General features: G+C 36.3%; 14 protein-coding genes, 3 tRNA genes and 4 pseudogenes. 17 read left to right on the top strand and 4 right to left on the bottom strand.

The window, feature by feature from the left end:
- Positions 1-316 precede the first annotated feature (316 nt).
- Positions 317-831: pseudogene (locus tag BOQ62_RS21625) on the bottom strand (shikimate kinase).
- A 115-nt stretch (positions 832-946) separates the two neighbouring features.
- On the opposite strand from BOQ62_RS21625, the gene BOQ62_RS21630 reads away from it, so the two are divergent.
- The 3 genes from BOQ62_RS21630 to BOQ62_RS21640 all read left to right on the top strand — a co-directional run bounded on the left by BOQ62_RS21630 (position 947) and on the right by BOQ62_RS21640 (position 1,265).
- Positions 947-1,019 (top strand) — tRNA-Lys (locus BOQ62_RS21630).
- 35 nt (positions 1,020-1,054) lie between these two features.
- Positions 1,055-1,137: transfer RNA gene (locus BOQ62_RS21635), tRNA-Leu, on the top strand.
- A gap of 55 nt (positions 1,138-1,192) precedes the next feature.
- Positions 1,193-1,265 (top strand) — tRNA-Lys (locus tag BOQ62_RS21640).
- A 187-nt stretch (positions 1,266-1,452) separates the two neighbouring features.
- On the opposite strand, the pseudogene panC reads toward BOQ62_RS21640, so the two are convergent.
- Positions 1,453-2,300: pseudogene (panC, locus tag BOQ62_RS21645) on the bottom strand (pantoate--beta-alanine ligase).
- 171 nt (positions 2,301-2,471) lie between these two features.
- Between panC and BOQ62_RS21650 the strand changes: the two are divergent.
- The 9 genes and pseudogenes from BOQ62_RS21650 to BOQ62_RS21690 all read left to right on the top strand — a co-directional run bounded on the left by BOQ62_RS21650 (position 2,472) and on the right by BOQ62_RS21690 (position 13,051).
- Complete coding sequence (locus tag BOQ62_RS21650; protein ID WP_129042400.1) at positions 2,472-3,242, top strand: glycogen/starch synthase; 771 nt, start codon at positions 2,472-2,474, stop codon at positions 3,240-3,242.
- A gap of 13 nt (positions 3,243-3,255) precedes the next feature.
- Positions 3,256-4,896, top strand: coding sequence for a DUF4270 family protein (locus BOQ62_RS21655; protein WP_129042401.1), 1,641 nt, complete (start codon positions 3,256-3,258; stop codon positions 4,894-4,896).
- A 30-nt stretch (positions 4,897-4,926) separates the two neighbouring features.
- A complete protein-coding gene (gene glmS / locus BOQ62_RS21660; protein WP_129042402.1) occupies positions 4,927-6,780 on the top strand; it encodes a glutamine--fructose-6-phosphate transaminase (isomerizing) in 1,854 nt (617 codons plus the stop codon).
- 108 nt (positions 6,781-6,888) lie between these two features.
- Positions 6,889-8,312, top strand: a pseudogene (gldK, locus tag BOQ62_RS21665) (gliding motility lipoprotein GldK).
- Between the two features lie 53 nt (positions 8,313-8,365).
- Complete coding sequence (gene gldL, locus BOQ62_RS21670) at positions 8,366-9,064, top strand: gliding motility protein GldL (RefSeq protein WP_047382408.1); 699 nt, start codon at positions 8,366-8,368, stop codon at positions 9,062-9,064.
- Between the two features lie 52 nt (positions 9,065-9,116).
- Positions 9,117-10,706: a GldM family protein gene (locus BOQ62_RS21675; protein WP_129042403.1), complete on the top strand. Its 1,590-nt coding sequence runs from the start codon at positions 9,117-9,119 to the stop codon at positions 10,704-10,706.
- Positions 10,707-10,726: 20 nt separating this feature from the next.
- Positions 10,727-11,665 (top strand): gliding motility protein GldN, encoded by a 939-nt coding sequence (gldN, locus tag BOQ62_RS21680; RefSeq protein WP_129042404.1) that lies wholly within the window; start codon positions 10,727-10,729, stop codon positions 11,663-11,665.
- Between the two features lie 54 nt (positions 11,666-11,719).
- Positions 11,720-12,754, top strand: a complete 1,035-nt coding sequence (locus BOQ62_RS21685) for an NAD(P)/FAD-dependent oxidoreductase (RefSeq protein WP_129042405.1) — start codon at positions 11,720-11,722, stop codon at positions 12,752-12,754.
- A gap of 36 nt (positions 12,755-12,790) precedes the next feature.
- Complete coding sequence (locus BOQ62_RS21690) at positions 12,791-13,051, top strand: SemiSWEET transporter (RefSeq protein WP_129042406.1); 261 nt, start codon at positions 12,791-12,793, stop codon at positions 13,049-13,051.
- 66 nt (positions 13,052-13,117) lie between these two features.
- Here BOQ62_RS21690 and BOQ62_RS21695 read toward each other — a convergent pair whose 3' ends face one another.
- Both BOQ62_RS21695 and BOQ62_RS21700 read right to left on the bottom strand, forming a co-directional pair.
- Complete coding sequence (locus BOQ62_RS21695) at positions 13,118-13,552, bottom strand: META domain-containing protein (RefSeq protein ID WP_129042407.1); 435 nt, start codon at positions 13,550-13,552, stop codon at positions 13,118-13,120.
- 35 nt (positions 13,553-13,587) lie between these two features.
- Positions 13,588-13,980, bottom strand: a complete 393-nt coding sequence (locus BOQ62_RS21700) for a multicopper oxidase domain-containing protein (RefSeq protein WP_129042408.1) — start codon at positions 13,978-13,980, stop codon at positions 13,588-13,590.
- Between the two features lie 651 nt (positions 13,981-14,631).
- Between BOQ62_RS21700 and BOQ62_RS21705 the strand changes: the two genes are divergently transcribed.
- The 5 genes and pseudogenes from BOQ62_RS21705 to BOQ62_RS21725 all read left to right on the top strand — a co-directional run.
- Positions 14,632-15,018 (top strand): hypothetical protein, encoded by a 387-nt coding sequence (locus BOQ62_RS21705; RefSeq protein WP_129042409.1) that lies wholly within the window; start codon positions 14,632-14,634, stop codon positions 15,016-15,018.
- 147 nt (positions 15,019-15,165) lie between these two features.
- Positions 15,166-16,248, top strand: coding sequence for an efflux RND transporter periplasmic adaptor subunit (locus BOQ62_RS21710; protein WP_129042412.1), 1,083 nt, complete (start codon positions 15,166-15,168; stop codon positions 16,246-16,248).
- A 21-nt stretch (positions 16,249-16,269) separates the two neighbouring features.
- Positions 16,270-19,461 (top strand): efflux RND transporter permease subunit, encoded by a 3,192-nt coding sequence (locus BOQ62_RS21715; RefSeq protein WP_129042410.1) that lies wholly within the window; start codon positions 16,270-16,272, stop codon positions 19,459-19,461.
- Positions 19,433-20,890, top strand: coding sequence for a TolC family protein (locus tag BOQ62_RS21720; protein WP_129042411.1), 1,458 nt, complete (start codon positions 19,433-19,435; stop codon positions 20,888-20,890). The genes BOQ62_RS21715 and BOQ62_RS21720 overlap by 29 nt, the downstream gene beginning before the upstream one ends.
- Before the next feature lie 271 nt (positions 20,891-21,161).
- Positions 21,162-21,698: pseudogene (locus tag BOQ62_RS21725) on the top strand (T9SS C-terminal target domain-containing protein); the annotation flags it as partial.

Consider the following 21,698-nt stretch of genomic DNA (forward strand, 5'->3'; position numbering starts at 1 on the left):
TTAATTTTTCATTATCAAATATGCAATACAAAAGCAGGTAGAATATTTTTCTTCCATGCAGAACTTTACTATAATAATCCACTTTTGTACTTGCGGAAAGGTGACTTAAAAGTGCTTCGGGAATAAATTCTAAAACATCTTTAAGTGATATTTTGTGATCTTTAAAAACTGACATAAACAATTGATTATCAGTAATAAAGATACAAAAAATGAAATAATAAAACAAATTAAATGGCTGGTAATCAATTAATTAAAATAATAATATTGAATATCTAAAAACAAAAAGTCGGAAGAAAAAATCTTCCGACCATGACTACTAGAGATAGAGCTTTTCTATTATTTCTTTCACAATGTCTTCCGGTTCTCTTGAATCTGTACCCACTGTAAATTGTGCTTTACTATAAAACTGATTTCTTTCAAACAGATGTTTTGCGATGAATTCCGGGAGGTCTTCATCAGAAATATTGGCAATCAACGGTCTTTTTTCTTTCTGTTTTGAAAGTCTTTCTACTAAAGTTCCAACAGAACTTCTCAAAAACACACTTTTAGAATTATGATTGATGATCTCCATATTATTATAATACACAGGAGTTCCTCCGCCAAGACTTAAAACTATATTTTCGTCAGAAGCCAATATCTCTTCAAGCACCTCTCTTTCCAGCTTTCTAAAGTAAATCTCACCCTTTTTTCAAATATTTCCGGGATGGATAATTTATTTCTTCTGGAAATCTCTTTATCTAGATCAATTAATTTAAAATTGATTTTTTCGCTTAATATTTTGGAAATGTGAGATTTGCCACTTCCCATGTATCCGATCAATGAAATTACCATGAAATTTTTTTTAACAAATTTGCGAAAAAGTTTTGAGATAAAGAAAAAAGTCATATCTTTGCACCACTTAAAACAAGGGACATTACTTAAATGAAAACTTGTTGCACAAGTGGCCGACTCGGTAGCTCAGCTGGTAGAGCAATACACTTTTAATGTATGGGTCCTGGGTTCGAATCCCAGCCGGGTCACTAGCAATAAATATTACAAATTCTGTGATTTTATTGCCTGCGTGGTGAAATTGGTAGACACGCCATCTTGAGGGGGTGGTTTCCTAAGGATGTGCTGGTTCGAGTCCAGTCGCAGGCACTGCAAAGAAAATTTTATAATTAATATTGAAATTTATTTCATTTTAATTGTGGCCGACTCGGTAGCTCAGCTGGTAGAGCAATACACTTTTAATGTATGGGTCCTGGGTTCGAATCCCAGCCGGGTCACAAGTTTACTGAAAAGTAAATTTTTTCATATTAATATTTTGTGATTTGGTGTTTCAAAGGCTTCCCTCAGGAGGCCTTTGATTTTTGTATGAAGTCTGAAATAATATAAGTAGCAATAATTATAATAGAACAAAAAAACTCTGACAACAACCGTCAGAGTTTTTTTTATTTTGTAAAGTATATTGTATTAATCCAAATGCATATTGTCAATTAATCTCACTCCATCCACTACTACCACAATAAACGCTCTGAAATTTCTGTCTTTATAGAAGAAATCCGTCTCCTGTAATGTGTTTTCATCTGCAATTAGGAAATATTCAAGTTTCATTCCTTGTTGTTCGTCAAAAATATCTTCTACTCGTTCCTTAATTTCTGGTATGGTAACGGTTCTGAACCAGTCATTCACTTTATTTAGGGTTTCATAAATAAGTTTGGAAGCTTCTTTTCTGTCTTCATGCAGTCTTTGGTTTCTAGAACTTAATGCAAGTCCGTTTTCTGCTCTGTAAATAGGAACTCCGGTTATTTTAACTGGAAGATGCTTTTTCTCTACCATTTTTTAATGATAGCAAGCTGTTGGAAATCTTTTTCTCCAAAATAAGCACTGTCAGGCTGTACCTGTCTGAATAGCTCTTCTACAACTGTTCCTACACCATCAAAATGTCCCGGTCTTGATTTTCCTTCCATCTCATTTTCCAATCCGTCAAAATCATAATGCTGGCTTTCAGTTTTCTCAGGGTAAATATCTGCTACCTCAGGGATGTAAACAGCATCTACAAGCCCTGAATTCTGAAGAATTAGGATATCTCTGTTAATGTCTCTTGGGTATTTTTCAAGATCTTCAGGATTATTGAACTGGGTTGGATTTACAAAAATTGAAGAAATCACAAGGTCATTTTCTTTTCTAGCTTCTTCATACAGAGAAAGATGGCCTTTGTGCAAAGCACCCATGGTAGGAGCAAAGCCAATTCTTTTTCCCATTTCTTTCTGTCTTTCAATGAAATCCTGAAGGACTTTCCTGTTTTTTATAACTTCCATAGTTTATTTTAATACTATTTCAAAAATACTAAAAATATCGCATAATAATATGTACTTTTAATAATTTGGGAGAGGGAATTTTCGTAAAAAAATGTTAATTAAAATAATGTTGGATGTTTTTTTGTAATTTTGCACATTAAAGCATTTTTACAAAAATTAGATAGAAAGTTTATGCCGAATCAAAAAATACTGTACATTACTACAGAGATGTATCCATATCAGGAAGACACAAATATGGCTGCAGTGGTAAACAAAATGGCACTTAAGATGCACCAAGAAGGCAATGATGTAAGAGTTTTTATGCCAAGATTTGGACAAATAAGTGAGAGAAAGTTCCAGCTTCATGAGGTAATCCGTCTTTCAGGGATGAATATCATTATCAATGATCTGGACCAGCCTCTAATCATTAAAGTAGCGTCTCTTCCGGGGGAAAGACTTCAGGTTTACTTTATTGACAATGAAGAATACTTCAAAAGAAAACAATACTATTTCGACGATGAAGGAAATCCTTTCGACGACAATGATGAAAGAGCTATTTTCTTTGCCAGAGGGGTTATTGAAACGATCAAGAAGCTAAACTGGGTACCAGATGTTATTCATTTGAACGGATGGATGTCTTCTTTTGTTCCAATTTACCTTAAAACTTACTACGAATCAGATACTTATTTTAAAGACGCAAAAATTGTGCTTTCTCTGTACAATGAGAAAGATGCTGATCTGGATAAAAAGATCGACGAAAAACTACAGTTTGATAATATTTCAGGATTAAAAGCGTTAGATAACCCAACAATTAAAAGTTTTGTTATCGAAAGTATGAACTATGTAAATGCCGTTGTAAAAGGTGACGAGTTTCTGGATGAAGACCTGGACAAGGCTTTCAACGAAACAACCACCGAAAAATCGGAATATCTTGACGTAGATTCTATTAATCAACTTTATTAAAAACACATTTTTAATGACTCATACTCTTAAAAGGACCTTCGCCATGCTTTTATTGGCGATTTTCGGAAGTACAATCCTTTATAACTGTGAACCTGATCCGGATTCTCTTGGTGAGCAGTTGTTTAATAATGACGCTGCACAAGGTAATGAAATATCATATGACGTTATTGCGTACAACTATAATAATAATGACTCTATCAGAAGTGATGCTGCCAGATTGATCAATGGATTGAACGAAAGTGGAGGAGCTTTAACGGTAGGTGTTCTTGGAGCTTTCACAGAAGGCCAGTTCGGAATGCAGAGAGCTTCTTATCTTACTCAGCTAAGAATGCCTGTAGATAATTTCGATTTTAATGGTGCTAACCCAAAAGTAGACTCTGTAGTTCTTGTGGTAAGACCACCAGCCAATACAGTTTCCAATACTTATTACTTTGAAGGTGATTCATTAAAGACAAACACATACGCAAAAACCGATTTTCCGGTAGATGGAGTAGCTACAGAAGTTTCCATTGAGAAAAAAACATATCCTGTTCGTAAATACGGTAAAATAGGAGGTGGTTCAAAATCAATGAAAATCAATGTGCATGAGATTACTACATTCCTGGATTCGAATGATGATAGCTTCAAACGTTCCAATAAAACTGTAAGTACTGGCGAACTATTAGGTTCAGGGGTATTTGACGGTAACGTAAGCGCAATCTCTATTACTAAAAAATCTGATAACTCAGTGGTATTCACAGGAAGTCTTGGATACAGACTGAAACTGAGCAATACAGACTTTTTCCAGACTCATATTCTTGATAAAAAAGGAAAACCTGAACTTCAGGATGCTTCCAACTTTATCAGATATTTCAAAGGAATCAGAATTTCTGTAGATGAAACAGATAAATACCTTTACCAGTTCTCTCCTAATGATCTACAGCTAATCATGTATTATAAATACGATAAAGTAGATAACGGAACAACGACAAGACCACAAACAAACCTTGTTTTCAATGTAGGAGGTCTTAATGCTCATATTGGACAATATGAATTCAACAGAAGCGGAACTCCGTCTGCAAATGCATTGGCATCAATTAATACGAATGACGGAGATGCAAAACTTTACGTTCAGGGAATGGGAGGTCCTTCTGCGGTAGTGAAAATTAAAGATGAAACGATTGCCGCTCTTAGAGATATCTATAAAAAAGATAAAATAGGTATTTTAAGTGCTAAAATAAGAGTATATCTGGATCCTGTAAGCTGGAAAAATACCAATTCAACAGAAGATCGCAGATTTACAGTGAATCCAATGAAGGCTGACGGAACTCTTGATTTTTCAAAATTAGCTTATTCATCAGACTTGATAGCTGGTCTTGGTTTATATAGTTACAATGAAAGTAAAGGATACTACGATTTTGTAGTAACAAAAACACTTAAAGATCTTGTTGAAGAAAAAACAGAAAAGGATGCAAGTGGAAACACCGTAGCAATTACTAATAAACCACTATGGATTAATGCAGGAACATTTGCAGCAAATGCTACAGGAACTCTTTTAGGAACTCGTAATACCACAAGAGCATTTGATATGAATAGAATGGTTCTTACAGGTTCATTAGACAAAACAAATGCAAACAGAGTGCAGCTTAAAGTAGTTTATGCTACAAAAAAATAAATACAATAAAAAAACACTAGACAAAATAATATGTGCGGAATAGTAGGATATACAGGTTTTCAAGACGCTTACGAAATTGTAATTAATGGTCTTAGAAGATTAGAATATAGAGGATATGACAGTGCCGGAATTGTTTTAGAAGGTTCAGACAATAAGCTTGAAGTAGAAAAAACAAAAGGCAAGGTTGAGGATTTAGTAAATATTTCGAAAGAATTAAAAGGGACATCTAAAATTGGAATGGGGCACACCCGTTGGGCTACCCATGGAGTTCCAAGTGACAGAAACTCTCACCCGCACTTGTCAAACAATGGAAAAATAGCAATTGTACACAATGGTATTATCGAAAACTATGATACCATTAAAACAATGCTTACTGAAAAAGGATTTACATTCAAATCAGAAACAGATACCGAAGTATTGGTAAACCTTATTCAGTATTTCATGGATCTTAATCCTGAAACTGATTTCCCGACTGCGGTAAGATATGCATTGAATGAAGTATATGGGGCATATGCCATCACTGTACTTCATGAAGATTATCCTGGAGTATTGGTAGTAGGAAGATTAGGTTCTCCTTTGGCAATCGGAATCGGTGATAAAGAATATTTTATTGCATCTGATGCTTCTCCTTTCGTAGAATTTACAAAAGAAGCAATTTATCTTGAAGAAGGACATATGGCTACCATCTCTCTTGAAGGTGGAGTAGATATCAGAACCATCAATGATAACTCTAAAATTGAGCCGGAAATTCAAGAGCTTAAACTTAGTCTTGAGCAGATAGAGAAGGGTGGATACGAGCATTTTATGCTAAAAGAAATCTTTGAACAGCCTAAATCTGTACACGATACCATGAGAGGTAGACTTCTTGTGGATGAAGGAGTAATCAAAATGGCCGGAATCTGGGATCATGTGGAAAAATTCAAAAATGCAAACAGAATCATTATCATTGCTTGTGGTACTTCATGGCATGCAGGTCTTATCGGAGAATATCTGATAGAAGAATATGCAAGAATCCCTGTTGAAGTAGAATACGCATCAGAATTCAGATACAGAAACCCGATTATTACAGATAAAGATGTGGTGATCGCCATTTCTCAATCCGGAGAAACAGCTGATACAATGGCTGCCTTAAAACTGGCAAAAGAAAAAGGAGCATTTATATATGGTATATGTAATGTTGTAGATTCTTCCATTGCAAGAATTACAGATGCAGGTTCGTATACACATGCAGGTCCTGAAATTGGAGTTGCTTCTACAAAAGCATTCACAGCACAGCTTACCATTCTTACTTTAATTGCATTTAAATTAGGAAAACACAACGGAAACTTAGGAAACGCTGAATTTATGAGCTTAATTGCTGAGCTTGATGCTATTCCTAAGAAAATTGAAGAAGTGCTGAATACGACCCACGAGCTGACTCAGAATATTGCAAAAGATTTTGTGAAAGCTACAAACTTCCTTTATTTAGGAAGAGGATACAATTATCCTGCTGCCCTTGAGGGAGCATTAAAACTAAAAGAAATTTCTTACATCCATGCAGAAGGATACCCGGCTGCAGAAATGAAGCACGGCCCTATTGCCCTGATCGACGAAAACATGCCAATTGTAATTATAGCACCTAAAAAAGGCCACTATGATAAAATTGTAAGTAACGTTCAGGAAATTAAAGCGAGAAAAGGAAAAATTATCGCTGTAGTAAATAAAGGAGACCGTCAGGTGAGCGCAATGGCAGATTATGTTATTGAAATCCCTGAGACTTCAGAATGTTTCTCACCAATCGTTGCTTCCGTACCTCTGCAACTGCTTGCTTATTATATTGCAGTATATAGAGGAGCCAACGTAGATCAACCGAGAAACCTTGCAAAATCTGTAACCGTGGAATAAAAAGTTGTTGTAAATAAAATAAATTTAGATTTCTTCCGTTATTTCAAAAAAAATCTTAAAAGTTTCTTAAAAAAATTATATATTTACGGCTTAATTATAAAAATTAACATGAAAAGGATATTTCTTTTATTATTGTCTGCGTCGGTAGCATCGGTATCTTGTTCAGGTGGTGGCAGCTCTTCTGTAGGGAAGCCAGGAACAAAAGGAGAATTGATACCAAGAGAAAAAACTAAATCATTTGTTGCGGAAAGACCATACGGAATGGTTGCAATTCCTGCAGGTTCATTTGTTGCTGGTTTAGCAGACCAGGATCCAACAAATACTCCTGAAAAAGCAGCATTGAAGACTGTTACTGTTTCTTCTTTCTTCATGGATGAAGCAGAAACTACCAACTCGGAGTACAGAGTATTTATCAATTATGTAAGAGACTCTATTGCGAGAACTTTACTAGCTGAAGCTGCCGGAGAAGGTGGTGACGAAGGCGGACGTAAAGGAGCAGCAATAGGAGATTACGCATATCTTGCTAAAAAAGAAGAAAATTTAACACCTTATCAAGAATATATGGAGGGCCAGGGTGGCCGTGAAGATGGAGGATATGATGCTAGCAAAAGGTTAGATTGGAAAATTCCTTTACACTGGAGTACAACAAAATACCCGGATGTAGAATACGCAGAGGTTTTAGAATCTATGTATCTGCCTTCTTCTTCAAGAATTGGAAACGAAAGAATTTTAGATGTAAGTAAGCTGAAATATACTTACCGTTGGGGAGATATGGACGCTGCTGTTGCAGATAACGAAAGAGGAGCTAATTACCTGAAAAGTGAAAGTATCGCGATCTATCCTGATACTACAGTTTGGGTAAAAGATTTCCACTTTGCTTACAATGAGCCATTATTTGAACAATATTTCTGGCACAAAGCTTACAAAGACTATCCTGTAGTGGGAGTAACCTGGGATCAGGCAAGAGCTTACTGTAACTTCAGATCTAAATTAAAAACTGATTACAACGAAAGTTTAAAAAGAAAAAACAAAGACCATTAGAGTTCCGTCTTCCAACTGAGACTGAATGGGAATATGCTGCAAGAGGAGGTATGCAAAATGCTACTTACCCTTGGGGAGGTCCATATTTAATGGATGACAGAGGTTGTTACCTTGCCAACTTCAAACCGAAGAGAGGTAACTACATGGAAGACGAGAAAAAAGGTACTTATACATATACAGCTCCAGTTAAGAAATTTAAGAAAAATGGGTTTGGGTTATTTGATATGGCTGGAAACGTTTCTGAATGGACATTATCTTCGTTTAACAATTCCTCAGCTGGATTCTCTTCTACACTAAATCCTTCTACTAAAGATAAAAAGGATACGAAGAAATCTGTAAGAGGAGGATCTTGGAAAGATATAGGATATGCACTAATGACAGGTGCTAGAGATTGGGAAAGAAAAGATTCCGCAAGAAGCTATATCGGATTCAGAACTGTACAGGACATTCCTGAAGCAGCTGTTAAGCCAAGAAGAGTTAACAGAAATTAATCAGACAATTTTTCAATAACAATTTTATTTAACATTAAAAAAACTAACTCAATATGTTTAAGACTAAAGATGCTTGGATGAATTTCTTTTATTCATTCGGTGCTGCAATTGTAATTCTTGGAGCTTGGCTTAAAATTACTCACATTACCTTGGGACCAATTAACGGGAATATCGCTCTTACCGTAGGGCTTATTACTGAGGCAATTATCTTTATCATTTTCGCATTTGACCCTCCAAAATCAGAAGAGTCTTATGCTTGGGAAAATGTTTATCCTGAGTTATTAGATAAACATGCTAACCCAAATCCTTTACACTCTAATGTTTCTTCTAGAAATAATAACGCTGCAGCTCAGTTTGCTGAATTAGAAAACTCTCTTTCAACTAAATTGGACAAAATGCTTGAAGATGCGAGATTAGACGTTCAATTATTTGAAAGACTAAGAACAGGTATTGATAAATTCTCAAACTCTGTTGATCAGATCAATCAAACGGTTGATGTATCTGCTTCTACGCATAAATATAATGACCAATTGAACAAAGCTGCTCAGCATATGGAAAGCATGAATGCTCTTTATGCAATGCAATTGGAAAGCGGTAAAAAACAATCAGAATTTGCTAACAAATATGTAGCAGATATGCAGAAATCTGCAGAGCATTCTGAGAAATTCAACCAAGAGCTACAAGGTTTAACATCTAATCTTAATAACTTAAATAGAGTTTATGGTGGTATGCTAACTGCTATGAAGTCTTAATTCCTAACCATTTCTAAATTTAACTACTTAATCAAAAAACAAAGAAAAGAGAATGGCACAAGGAAAACAGACCCCTCGTCAGAAGATGATCAACCTAATGTATTTGGTGTTCATCGCGATGATGGCCCTAAACATTGATGCAGAAATCATCAGATCATACTATGACTCTACCAGAGCATTAAATGAAACCAGAACTTTAACAGAAAGAAAAAACGAGAAGATCTTTGAAAGAACATTAGAAGCAAAAGCTCAGCAGGTTCCGGATACCTATGCACAGCCTTGGGCTCAGTACAAAGTATTGAAATCTAAGATTGATGTATTGGTAAAATCTTCTCAGGATATCAAAGATCTGTTAAAAAAACAATCCGAGTTTCATGATAAAGATGCTCAAGGAAAAGATATTGATGTAAGTGAGAACTTCGCTGCGTTGAACAATAACGAAGCTACTACTGAATATTTCTTTAAAGAAGGAGATGAAAACTCCCCTTCAAAGAATGCATTAGATCTGAAAGCTAAAATTGATGACGTAAGAAACTACATCAATACTACTTTTGGAAATAATCCTCAGCTTAAAGATTTAGTGGAAAGAGCTAACAAGTCTCTTATTGCAGAATATCCTAAAGGAAAATCTCCAAATGAGAAAACTTGGTTCCAAAATAAATTTTACCATCAGCCGCTAATCGCTGCAATATCTAATTTGGAAATTATCCAAAATGATGCCAGAAACGTACAGTCTGATGCATTGGCATTATTACTTCAGGAAAAAGTAGATGCGAATATTAAATTCTCAAGCTATGAACCAATCGTTTCAGGTCCGGTAGATATCCAGGCTGGAAAACAGGCTGAAGTAAAAGTAATGTTAGGAACTTATTCTAACAGTAATAAGATCAGTATCTCTGGTGTAGGTAGAGTAGAAAACGGTAAAGGTATTACATCTATTTCAGGTTCTGGAATTGGTGAGCATAAATTAGGAGGTACTATTACATTAACAGATGCTTCAGGTAAGCCACAATCTTTCCCTTGGACGCATACTTATAATGTAATTGCTGGACCTAGAGAAGTAAAACTTGAAAAAGGGTTATTACTTTCTGCTGATAAGATGAACGTTATGTATAGAGGACTTGAGAACCCTGTTTCAGGATCAATCTTAGGTGCTGACAATTCTAAACTTTCATTATCTGCACCGGGTGCATCTGTGAAAAGTACAGGCCCAGGAAAATGGAGTATAAAACCAACTTCTGGTAATACGGTTAAGCTGACATTATCAGGAACAGATCCTTACGGGAAAACAGTATCTCAGGTGTTTGAATACAGAATTAAAAATGTACCGCCGCCACAAGGGCAAATCAGAGGAAGCAGTATAGTATCTATGCCTGCAACTTCTATCCCGAACCAGTCTGTTCAGGCAGCAATTCCTGACTTCGACTTCCCGGTTTCATTTACTGTAACACAGTTTATGGTGAGAGTTCCAGGTAGAGCAGCGCTACTAGTTCATGGAAATTCATTGAATGATGCTGCTGGACTAGTGAAGAATCTTAGATCCGGAGATGTAGTTTCTATCTTTGATATTAAAGTTACAGCTCAAGGTTTAGATGGCCAGGTTATTAAAAACATTACTCCTATAATCATTAACATTCCATAGGACTAAAATTGTAATTTATTATGAAAAAATATATTAGCACCCTTTTAGTATTAGTTTCGGGATTTGCTTTTTCCCAGACTATTCTGAACGCAGCTTCTCCGGAAGAGTTCAGACAGATGAGAGCAGAAAACAAACAGAAAGTTGGTGATACTATTGTAGATAAAACAGTAAAACCTCTTGAATATGGTTTTGTAGAAGACAAAGATATCCTTAAGAGTATGTTTGTATGGGAGATCATTGACATGAATGATAAGATCAACCAGCCTTTCTATTACGATAATCCGGATGGTCTTCTTGCTACACCTACAAGATCTCTATACCAATTATTATTGGATGCTGCTTTGAGTGGTAAGATTGAACAGGTATATGATGATGAAAACTTTACCGTAAAACTTTCTCCTGAAGGAATTCAGAAAAGATTGGAAAAAGTAATCATCAATGATGCTGCTATTGACATCTTAAACTCTGGAAGACAGCTTACAGAAGCAGAAAAGAAACAATATACTGACGTATTTAAGACCACTACAGATAAAGTAAAAGTTCTTAAAATCATGGGTATGTGGTTTATTGATAAGAGAGACGGACAAATGAAATACAGACCTCTTGGTATTGCTGCAATGGGACCAGATCCTGCAGTACAGGGAGTTATTGGGCCAGATGGTAAGCCTATTGCAAGTAACGATGAGCTTATTGACCTATTCTGGATCTATTATCCAAGTGCTCGTGATGTTTTAGCAAACAATTTTGTCTTCAACAGAAAAAATTCGTCTGCTGACTTATCTTTCGATGACGTTATCAATGCAAGAAGATTCTCTTCTATCATTTATAAGTCTTCAGCTGGTTTAGGAGATGGTACTATTAAGGACTATATTCCTAAAAATGCTGATGAGCAGCTGGAAGAAAGCGATAGAATCAAAGCACAGATTCTTAGCATGGAAAATGATATGTGGAATTACTAAATTTCACTTGATATTTATAGAAAACCTGAGTATTTTTACTCAGGTTTTTTTATTATGAGAAATGTAGATTATATTATTGTAGGAGATGGATATGCAGGGCTTTTTATGGCTCATCAGCTAATTAAAAACGGTAAATCATTTGTTATCTTTTCTGAGGGGAGAAAAAGTGCTTCACAAGTTTCAGCGGGAATTATCAATCCGGTTGTTCTGAAGAAATTTACTACCTTCTGGAAAGCACAGGAGCAAATAGACTTCCTTAAAATTAGTCTGAAAGAAATAGAATCTTATACCGGAGCAAACTATCTGATCAATGCTCCCATCCACAGAATCTTTCATGATGAGAATGAACAGAATTTGTGGTTGAAAAAATCAGGAAATGAAGAATTATCAGCTTTTCTTGATAAAAATTTTGATCGTTTAAATGTAGTAAAAAACGACTTTCAGACTGGAAAGGTAAATCAATCTGCCAGACTTGATGTTAATGGATTTTTCAGTGGTTTATTCAATTATTTTGAAAAAAATGATCATTTGGTAAAAGAAAAATTCAATTATACCCAATTGAACCCTTCAGAATCCACATACAAAGATTTTACTTTCAAACATATTATTTTCTGTGAAGGGATGGGAGTGAAAGATAATCCATACTTTTCAGAAATTACAGTGAATCCAAACAAAGGTCACCACATAAAAGTAAAATTGTCTCAGCCAATTCCTGAAAACATAACAATTAAGAAGAAACATTTCTTATTCCCAACCGGAAACGGACTTTATTTCTACGGAGGAACTTACGACAGGGAGCAACTTCATCATCATGTTGATGAATCAGCGGTTGAACAATTGATAAAAGGACTTTCCGAATTTTATCCTTACGATTTTGAAGTGGAAGAAGTACACTTTGGCTTCCGTCCTACAGTGAAAGACAGAAGACCGATCATTGGCAGGCATGAAACATGGAAGAACTTATATGTTTTTAATGGATTAGGTGCCCGTGGCATTCTGAATGGCTGCTATTTTACAAGAGATTTATTCCGATGTATTGAAGAAGGTATTCCATTGCATGAGGAAGTATCAATGAACAGATTTCATTAACATATTTTAGTATATTTATTTAAAAATGTAACCTGTATGAATGAAAATATATTAGGTATTATTGCCGGAATTCTTACTTCTGTATCCATGATTCCGCAGTTGATAAAAGTGATCAGAGAAAAGAATGTAGAAGATATTTCTCTGATCATGCTTTTGGTCCTTATTTCAGGGCTTTCACTGTGGGTATGGTATGGCTTTAAAAAAGGCGAATTACCTATTATTTTATCCAATGCGTTTGCTGTTCTGGTGAACATCAGCCTTCTAATCTGTTACATTATTTACAATAAAAAAGAGTAGAGCAGAATACATAAAAAAGACGCCCCATTCATAAGGCGTCTTTTTTTTTATTTAAGTGAAATAATATTATTGAAGAACGAATTTGGCTAAAGGAGCCATTCTCGCTTTGTTTAAAGTAAGTGTATTTCCATTCACAGAATAGTTATCTGCTGCAAGGATTGCTTTTGTAAACTGGTTTTCGATATCCAGATCTTCACAAGCCATCATGGTAGACATTCCCTGATTGAATTTTATTCTCATCATCTCAGGTTTGATCTCGAAAGTTCCTCCCAAACCATTACATCCGGCATGGCCCTGGTATCTCATACCATTCATATCAAGTTTGAAATAAGGATTGTTTTTAGGATTCTTAAGATCAATCGGCTTTCCATTAAGCTCAGTAAGCTTCCATGTTTTTCCTGTAATATCAGTAGTCGCTTTTTGTGAATTCTGTGTTTTACAGGAAACCACTAAAAATGTTGCAATAACAAGTGCCGATAAATAATAAAATAAACTTTTCATAATACTTATTTTTTAGATGAATGGTGTTCAATATGCTAATACGATGCCATTTTTCCTGGGCCAGACTCTTTTTTTGACTGTTTAAGATGGAACAGGACCATATCTACATTCTTCTTCAGGAAAGTTATATTTCCTTTAATATCAGAATATTGATACTCTTCATTAGAGGCAGTATATTTAGGTAAAGCATCGCTTTTTTTTAGGTCAAAAGTTTTACCGTTTAAATGGATGGTGGCGGTATTTTTAGTGTTGTTGATCGTTACTTCTATTTTTTCTCCATAGCTGTCAACGTACACGTCTTTGAAAATGTCATCTGTATTTTCAGGGGTGGCAGCGGTAATGGTTTCAGCTTCTTTTCCGGGATGCTTACACGCTGTTAGGGAAATAATGGTCAATCCGAAAAGGACTGGTACTAATAATTTTTTCATAGTGAGATGTGATTTTAAAGTGTTTCATGAATTACGATTTTAATGCTTTATAAATTTACAAATATTTTTAATAAATATATGTTAATTTTTCATAAACTAACAATAAGTTTAAATTATAGTGGATTTATCTCACTGTTTTTTGAAACATTTTTCAGGAAACGTAGAATAATAATTATTGTAAAAAAGTAAGGGAAGCAGGGGTTAATAAGAGATTTTTAAGTGTATTATTCTCAGGAAGATGGTATAATTTTTTTTCATTTTTTATCTGTTTGTGTTAATTTTCGGCAAAAGTAATTCAAAAATGAGAGACAAACAATACGTTAATATTAATAAAACGAAATCATGATAAAAGTTAGGTTAAGTGATTTTAATTCAGCAGTAAAAGCACTTCAAAATAGCGTTAAACAGTACTCAAAATGTCAAAAAAAGCAACACTATTATGACTAGATTTTTTTCTGGTTCCAATAATTGGCTTGATTTTTGAAAATTGAAACTTGCACAGATGGAATCTCAGAATTGTTCCCACAGTGCTTGAATAGAGAAAATATTTACTATTTATCAAGTTTTTTATTCAGGTATTTTAAGGATAGTTAAATTTTGTTAATCCATGATGATAATGTCATAATCTGGGTGTACATTTGCAACTTCAAAATGAGAAACTTCGTAGTATACTTTTTAACCGGTCTTTTTCTGCTCTTTGTAGTAGAAAGCAGAATCGATGTTAGAACTCTTCGAAATGACTACAGTGGTCATTCTTCTCATCATATGCCCAAAAGAGCCAACCGTTTGAATCAGACTTTTGAAAAACTTTCTGTTCAGCAGATGGCCGACAACGTAGACAATTCAACGCTAGAACTTACCGAAAATGATTTTCACCTGTCTGATGTATGGCAGGCCGTTATTGTTTTTGCAGGAGTTTTCTCATTAGTCTATATTTTTGGATTAAAAAGCTATAAAAGATCCAAACCGGATATTCACGGCTTTGTTTTGGGCTTGGCTACCAAAAGATTTATTCTTATCCGCTCTATCAGAATTTAAAATTTTTCCGTTCTCTTTATTTTCTGCCTGATACCAGGTGGGAAATCCTTACGTTGTGTATGCCGGTAATCATCACACCGTACCTCTTTTATTACCGTTTTTTATTCCTATCAAAACATTAACGATTATATAAACTCTAGAATTATGATAAAAAGAGTTGCTTCGGGAATTGCGCTGAGTGCCCTTTTGTTGGCGGTTGGCTGCAATAAGAAAAAAGAAGAAAAAGAAGAAGTTACCGTCTATCCGGTGACGTCCCCTGTGGTAATGGATACTGTAATCAACAAAGAATACGTAGCCCAGATTCAATCCGTAAAAAACATTGAAGTGAGAGCTCAGGAAAAAGGTTTCCTGGAAAAAATCTTTGTAGATGAAGGGCAGTACGTGCAGGCCGGACAAACATTGTTCCGAATTATGCCTAAACTCTATCAGGCAGAATTATTAAAAGCAAAAGCAGAAGTAGAGCAGGCTTCTATCGAACTGAAAAATGCCAGTACATTGGCAGGAAACAACATTGTTTCTAAAAACGAAAGAGCAATGGCAAAAGCCAAGCTGGATGCTGCAAATGCTGAAATGAAACTGGCTCAGATCCACCTTTCATTTACTGATATTAAAGCACCATTCTCTGGTATTATCAACAGAATTCCGCTGAAACTGGGAAGTCTTGTAGATGAAGGAGACCTTTTGACATCATTATCGGATAATACCAATATCTATACGTATTTCAATGTTTCCGAGCCAGAATATCTAAGCTACCAGACGCACGTTGCAGACAGAGGAAGTAACCAGGTATCCCTGATTACTGCCAATGGAGAAATGTATACCCAAAAAGGAGAGATCCAGACGATTGAAGGAGAATTTGATAATGAGACCGGAAATATTGCTTTCCGTGCCAAATTCCCTAATCCTGATAAGCTTCTGAGAAATGGAGAAACAGGAAAGGTACAGATGACAATGCCTGTTCATAACGGTTTGATTATTCCACAAAAAGCTACCTATGAAATTCAGGATCAGAAATATGTATTTGTTATCGACAAAAATGGAGTGGCAAAATCCCGAAATATTAAAGTAGCTTATGAACTTCCTGACTTGTATATTGTAGGTTCAGGACTTTCAAAAGGAGATCAGATTCTTCTGGAAGGAGTTCAGAAAGTGAAGGATGATCAAAAGGTGAAAACAAAATTCCAGGATCCTAAGAAAGTTCTTCAATCATTAAAATTAAAAGCAGAGTAGTGGTCTCTAAAATGAAGCAGTATGTTTAAAAAATTCATTCGCAGACCAGTTCTGTCTATAGTAATCTCATTGATTATTGTATTTATGGGAGTGCTGTCATTGGTAAAACTTCCTGTGACTCAGTTCCCTTCTATTTCTCCCCCTAAAGTAAATATTACCGCAGAATATCCTGGTGCTAACAACGAATTGTTGATTAAATCCGTAGTAATCCCTTTGGAAAGAGGATTGAATGGAGTTCCGGGTATGAAATATATGACCTCAGATGCAGGTAATGATGGGGAAGCTTCCATTCAGCTTGTATTTGATCTGGGGACAGATCCCAACGTAGCAGCAGTAAATGTGCAGAACCGTGTATCTTCAGTGGTGAATAAACTACCACCTTTGGTAGTACGTGAAGGGGTAAAGATCACACGTGAAGAACCTAACATGTTGATGTATATTAACCTGTACAGTGATGACCCTAAAGCTGACCAGAAATTCCTTTTCAACTATGCAGATATCAACGTGATGTCTGAATTGAGAAGGGTAAGTGGAGTAGGTTTTGCCGATATCCTGGGAACCCGTGAATATGCAATGCGTATCTGGCTTAAACCGGATAGATTAACAGCATATAATATTTCAGCAGATGAAGTAATGGAATCTCTGAACGAGCAAAGTTTAGAAGCATCTCCTGGTAAAACAGGGGAAAGCTCCGGAAAACGCTCTCAGTCATTTGAATACATCTTAAAATATTCGGGTCGTTTCAATAACGAAAAAGATTACGGAAATATCATTTTAAAAGCAAAGCCGGATGGAGAATCAGTAAGACTGAAAGATGTGGCTGATATAGAATTCGGAAGCTCCATGTATGATATTTACTCTACATTGAACGGAAAACCTTCTGCAGCGATTACTGTAAAGCAGTCCTATGGGTCCAATGCAAGTGACGTTATCAAAAACGTAAAAGCATTGATGAAAGATCTTGAAAAGAATAACTTCCCTAAAGGAATGCATTATGACATCAGTTATGACGTTTCAAGATTCCTGGATGCATCCATGGAGAAAGTAATTCATACTTTATTTGAGGCTTTCGTATTGGTTGCTATTGTAGTATTCTTATTCCTTGGAGACTGGCGTTCAACGTTGATTCCAGCACTGGCCGTTCCAGTTTCGTTGGTAGGAACATTTGCTGTAATGTCAGCCTTTGGAATTACCCTGAATATGATTTCCCTCTTTGCCTTAGTAATGGCGATCGGGGTTGTGGTAGATGATGCGATTGTAGTAATTGAAGCCGTTCACGCCAAGATGGAAGAAAAACATCTTTCTCCGTTAAAGGCTACCGAAGAAGCAATGCATGAGATCAGTGGAGCAATTATCGCAATTACATTGGTAATGGCTTCTGTATTCATTCCGATTGCATTTATGTCCGGACCGGTTGGGGTATTCTACCGCCAGTTCTCTATTACGATGGCTTCATCCATTATTTTATCAGGGATTGTAGCTCTTACGCTGACACCGGCATTGTGTGCTTTAATCTTGAAAAATAATCACGGAAAAGCTAAAAAGAAAACTCCGGTTACAATTTTCCTTGATAAATTCAATAACCTGTTCACAAAAGGAGCAGGGAAATACGAAAAGATGCTGAACAAAACAGTAACGAAAAAAACGATTACGCTGCCGTTACTATTAGCATTTTGTGCCTGTACATTCTTCCTGAGTAACTCTTTACCTTCAGGGTTTATCCCTGCAGAAGATCAGGGAATGATCTATGCCATTATTCAGACTCCTCCGGGATCTACATTGGAAAGAACCAACCAGATTGCTAAAGAACTTTTAAGAGAATCTGAAGATATTGATGGGGTGCAGTCTGTTTCATCCCTTGCAGGATATGAGATTTTGACGGAAGGTACCGGATCCAACTCAGGAACCTGTCTTATCAACCTTAAAAGTTGGGAAGAACGTAAAGAATCTGCTGCAGAAATCATTGAAAAACTCGAGGAAAAAGCCAAAAATATTCCGGGAGCCAATATTGAATTCTTCCAGCCGCCATCTGTTCCCGGATATGGAGCAGCAGGAGGTTTTGAACTTCGTTTGCTGGATAAAGCGGGAAGTGGAGACTATCATAAAATGGAGAAGGTAAGTAACGATTTTGTGAAGGAACTTAAGAAGCGTCCGGAGCTGGGGTCCGCATTTACATTCTATTCTGCCAGCTTCCCTCAATATATGCTTAAGATTGATAATGATCTTGCAGAACAAAAAGGGGTGACTATTGAAAAAGCAATGGATAATTTATCTACGCTGATTGGGTCCAACTATGAGACGAGTTTCATCCGCTTTGACAGACCATATAAAGTAATTGTTCAGGCAGGGCCTCAATACCGTGCCTTACCAACAGATATCCTGAAATTATACGTGAAAAATGATAAAGATCAGATGGTTCCTTACTCAGATTTTATGAGATTGGAAAAGGTTTACGGATTATCAGAGATTACAAGACATAATATGTACAACTCTGCAGAGGTGAGTGGAACTCCGGCACCTGGATACAGCAGTGGACAGGCAATTAAGGCTATTCAGGAAGTTGCGGACAAAACACTTCCGAGAGGATTTGGTATCGACTGGGCGGGTATTTCCAAAGACGAAGTAAGCCGTGGAAATGAAGCCGTATTTATCTTCCTGGTGTGTTTAGGATTTGTTTACTTAATCCTTTCTGCTCAGTATGAAAGCTTTATTCTTCCGCTGCCGGTAATTTTATCCCTTCCAACGGGTATTTTCGGTGCCTTTTTATGCTTAAAACTTTTAGGATTGGAAAACAATATTTATGCACAGGTGGCGATGGTTATGCTTATCGGGCTTTTGGGTAAAAACGCAGTGTTAATTGTAGAATTTGCCGTACAGAAGAAAGCTGAAGAAGGAATTCCTGTAGCAAAAGCGGCTATTGAAGGAGCAGCTATTCGTTTCCGTCCGATTTTGATGACATCATTTGCATTCGTTGCAGGATTGATTCCATTGGTGATTGCAACAGGGCCGGGAGCTATTGGAAACAGAACGATTGGTACTGCAGCAGCAGGTGGGATGTTGATCGGAACTGTTTTCGGACTGATGATTATCCCAGGATTGTATTATATCTTTGGAACCATTGCTGATAAGTCAAGACTGGCCAGATATGAAGAAGAGAATCCTTTAACAGAACAAACTGAACCTTATGAACATGATGGAAAATTCGAAGACTAAAAATATATTCACAGCCATCGCCTTATCGCTTGTACTCGCAAGCTGTAAGGCGCCGATGGCGACTGTTATAAAAGATGAGGTAAAAGAAAATATTCCTCAGAACTTTAATCAGGATGAGCAACAGGATGCTAATAACAATAGCGGAACAACGCCGTGGAGACAGTTCTTCACAGATCCAAACCTGGTAACCCTTATTGAAACAGCTCTAAAAAATAATCAGGAGCTGTTGATCACTCTTCAGGAAATTGAAATTGCAAAAAGTGGTGTTTTAGCCAAAAAAGGAAGATTGACTCCAACAGTTTCCGCAGGAATAGGAGCCGGATTGAAAAAAGCAGGCCGTTATACCAGTGAAGGAGCAGGTGATGCTACCACAGAGATTGAACCAGGAAAAGAAATGCCGGATCCACTTGGAAATTTTGAAGCAGGATTAAACGCAAGCTGGGAAATTGATATCTGGAAAAAACTCCGAACAGAGAAAGAATCTGCGGTTGCTCATTATCTTTCTACTGTGGAAGGAAAGAACTTTGTTCTGTCTAATCTTATTGAAGAAGTTGCTGATAACTATTATGAATTATTGGCTCTCGATAATCAGCTGGATATCATACAACAGTATATCAAGCTTCAGCAGAGAGCATTGGAAATTTCCAAAATTCAGAAAGAAGCTGCTGCTGCAACAGAACTTGCGGTGAAGAAATTTGAAGCAGAACTGGCGAAATCCAAAGCGGCAGAGTATACGATCCGTCAGCAGATTACAGAGAAGGAAAATCAAATTAATGCTTTGCTGGGAAGATATCCACAACCGATTGTGAGAACAAAGGAAAACTTTATGTCTACCATTCCTCCTACAGTCTATACTGGAATTCCTTCACAGTTATTGGCAAACCGTCCTGATATCAAACAGGCAGAATTAGAATTGAAAGCTTCAAAACTGGATGTAGAAGCTGCAAGAAAAGAATTTTATCCTTCATTGGAAATTTCTGCAACATTAGGTCTGGAGGCTTTCAAACCTTCCTATCTTGTTAAAATGCCAGAGTCCATTGCATATAATCTGGCAGGAGAACTGGCAGGTCCGCTGATTAATAAGAGTGCGATAAAAGCTAATTTCCAAACGGCAGATGCGAAACAGGTTCAGGCGTTGTACGAATATGACAAAACCATTTTGAATGCTTATCTGGATGTTGCCAATCTAATGTCAAAGGTTAAAAATATAGATCAGTACTATCAATTGAAATCACAGGAAACCAAAGCCTTAGATCAGTCTATTGATATTGCCAATCAATTGTTCCGCAATTCAAGAGCGGATTATCTTGAAGTTCTTTTGAACCAGAGAGATGCGCTGGATGCTAAAATGGAGCTTATCGAAGCAAAACAGAAGCAGCTCAGCACAGTAGTCGACATCTATAAAAGTTTAGGTGGAGGCTGGAAATAAAAACATCATAATTCTATCAATAAACAGTTAATGTTTTGGGGTCGATTCTTTTAGAGTTGGCCCTTTTTTATTTTTAATACGACAGGTTTTGTCGTAGTCTGTAGATAATTTGCATTAGAATAAGACAGATTTTAATACATTATAAAGAAGATTTAACGATTAATAGTATGATTTACAGCATACCACATTAAAATAATTTTAGTGTCTTAAAAAGTGTTAAATTCGCGCAGTTTTAAATAGGCAGATTAATAACTCAAAAAAACAACAAAGTGTGAGAAAACTTTATCTCAGTGCGCTAATCTTATGCGCAGGCTTGAGCATATCCGCTCAGGAAGTGATGTGGCAAAAAGACATCAAATCCTCTACTCAGGATTTTCTAAGCCAGGTTACTACTACCATCGACCAACAATATCTTATAACGGGAAGTTCTATACAGTCTAAAGGCCAATCGCCAGCAGCCAGCGGCCAAAAGCAGAACAATGGTTATGATTTTCATCTTGTAAAACTGAATCAACAGGGTGAAGAAGTCTGGGAAAAATACTTCTCAGGACAGAATCATGATTATTTATCAGCAACTGTTACCACTCAAGATGGAGGATTTCTGTTGGCCGGAACTTCTTATTCAGGAAAAGGATTAAACAAAAAAGACGATTCCAAAGGAGGCTCAGATATCTGGCTGATCAGAATCAATGAATTTGGAGATGAATTATGGCAGAAAACATTAGGAAGTTCTTCTGATGAAGAAGCAAGATCTGTGATTCAAACAACAGATTTAGGATTCTTTGTTGCCGGAAATGTTACAACCCTT

The sequence above is a fragment of the Chryseobacterium sp. CH21 genome, from assembly GCF_004119445.1.
Lineage (GTDB): Bacteria > Bacteroidota > Bacteroidia > Flavobacteriales > Weeksellaceae > Chryseobacterium.

Excerpts from the sequence above, each read along its gene's own strand:
- BOQ62_RS21650 (WP_129042400.1), top strand. The coding sequence starts at position 2,472 with ATGCCGAATCAAAAAATACTGTACATTACTACAGAGATGTATCCATAT.
- BOQ62_RS21655 (WP_129042401.1), top strand. The coding sequence starts at position 3,256 with ATGACTCATACTCTTAAAAGGACCTTCGCCATGCTTTTATTGGCGATT.
- glmS (WP_129042402.1), top strand. The coding sequence starts at position 4,927 with ATGTGCGGAATAGTAGGATATACAGGTTTTCAAGACGCTTACGAAATT.
- gldL (WP_047382408.1), top strand. The coding sequence starts at position 8,366 with ATGTTTAAGACTAAAGATGCTTGGATGAATTTCTTTTATTCATTCGGT.
- BOQ62_RS21675 (WP_129042403.1), top strand. The coding sequence starts at position 9,117 with ATGGCACAAGGAAAACAGACCCCTCGTCAGAAGATGATCAACCTAATG.
- gldN (WP_129042404.1), top strand. The coding sequence starts at position 10,727 with ATGAAAAAATATATTAGCACCCTTTTAGTATTAGTTTCGGGATTTGCT.
- BOQ62_RS21685 (WP_129042405.1), top strand. The coding sequence starts at position 11,720 with ATGAGAAATGTAGATTATATTATTGTAGGAGATGGATATGCAGGGCTT.
- BOQ62_RS21690 (WP_129042406.1), top strand. The coding sequence starts at position 12,791 with ATGAATGAAAATATATTAGGTATTATTGCCGGAATTCTTACTTCTGTA.
- BOQ62_RS21695 (WP_129042407.1), bottom strand. The coding sequence starts at position 13,552 with ATGAAAAGTTTATTTTATTATTTATCGGCACTTGTTATTGCAACATTT.
- BOQ62_RS21700 (WP_129042408.1), bottom strand. The coding sequence starts at position 13,980 with ATGAAAAAATTATTAGTACCAGTCCTTTTCGGATTGACCATTATTTCC.
- BOQ62_RS21705 (WP_129042409.1), top strand. The coding sequence starts at position 14,632 with ATGAGAAACTTCGTAGTATACTTTTTAACCGGTCTTTTTCTGCTCTTT.
- BOQ62_RS21715 (WP_129042410.1), top strand. The coding sequence starts at position 16,270 with ATGTTTAAAAAATTCATTCGCAGACCAGTTCTGTCTATAGTAATCTCA.
- BOQ62_RS21720 (WP_129042411.1), top strand. The coding sequence starts at position 19,433 with ATGAACATGATGGAAAATTCGAAGACTAAAAATATATTCACAGCCATC.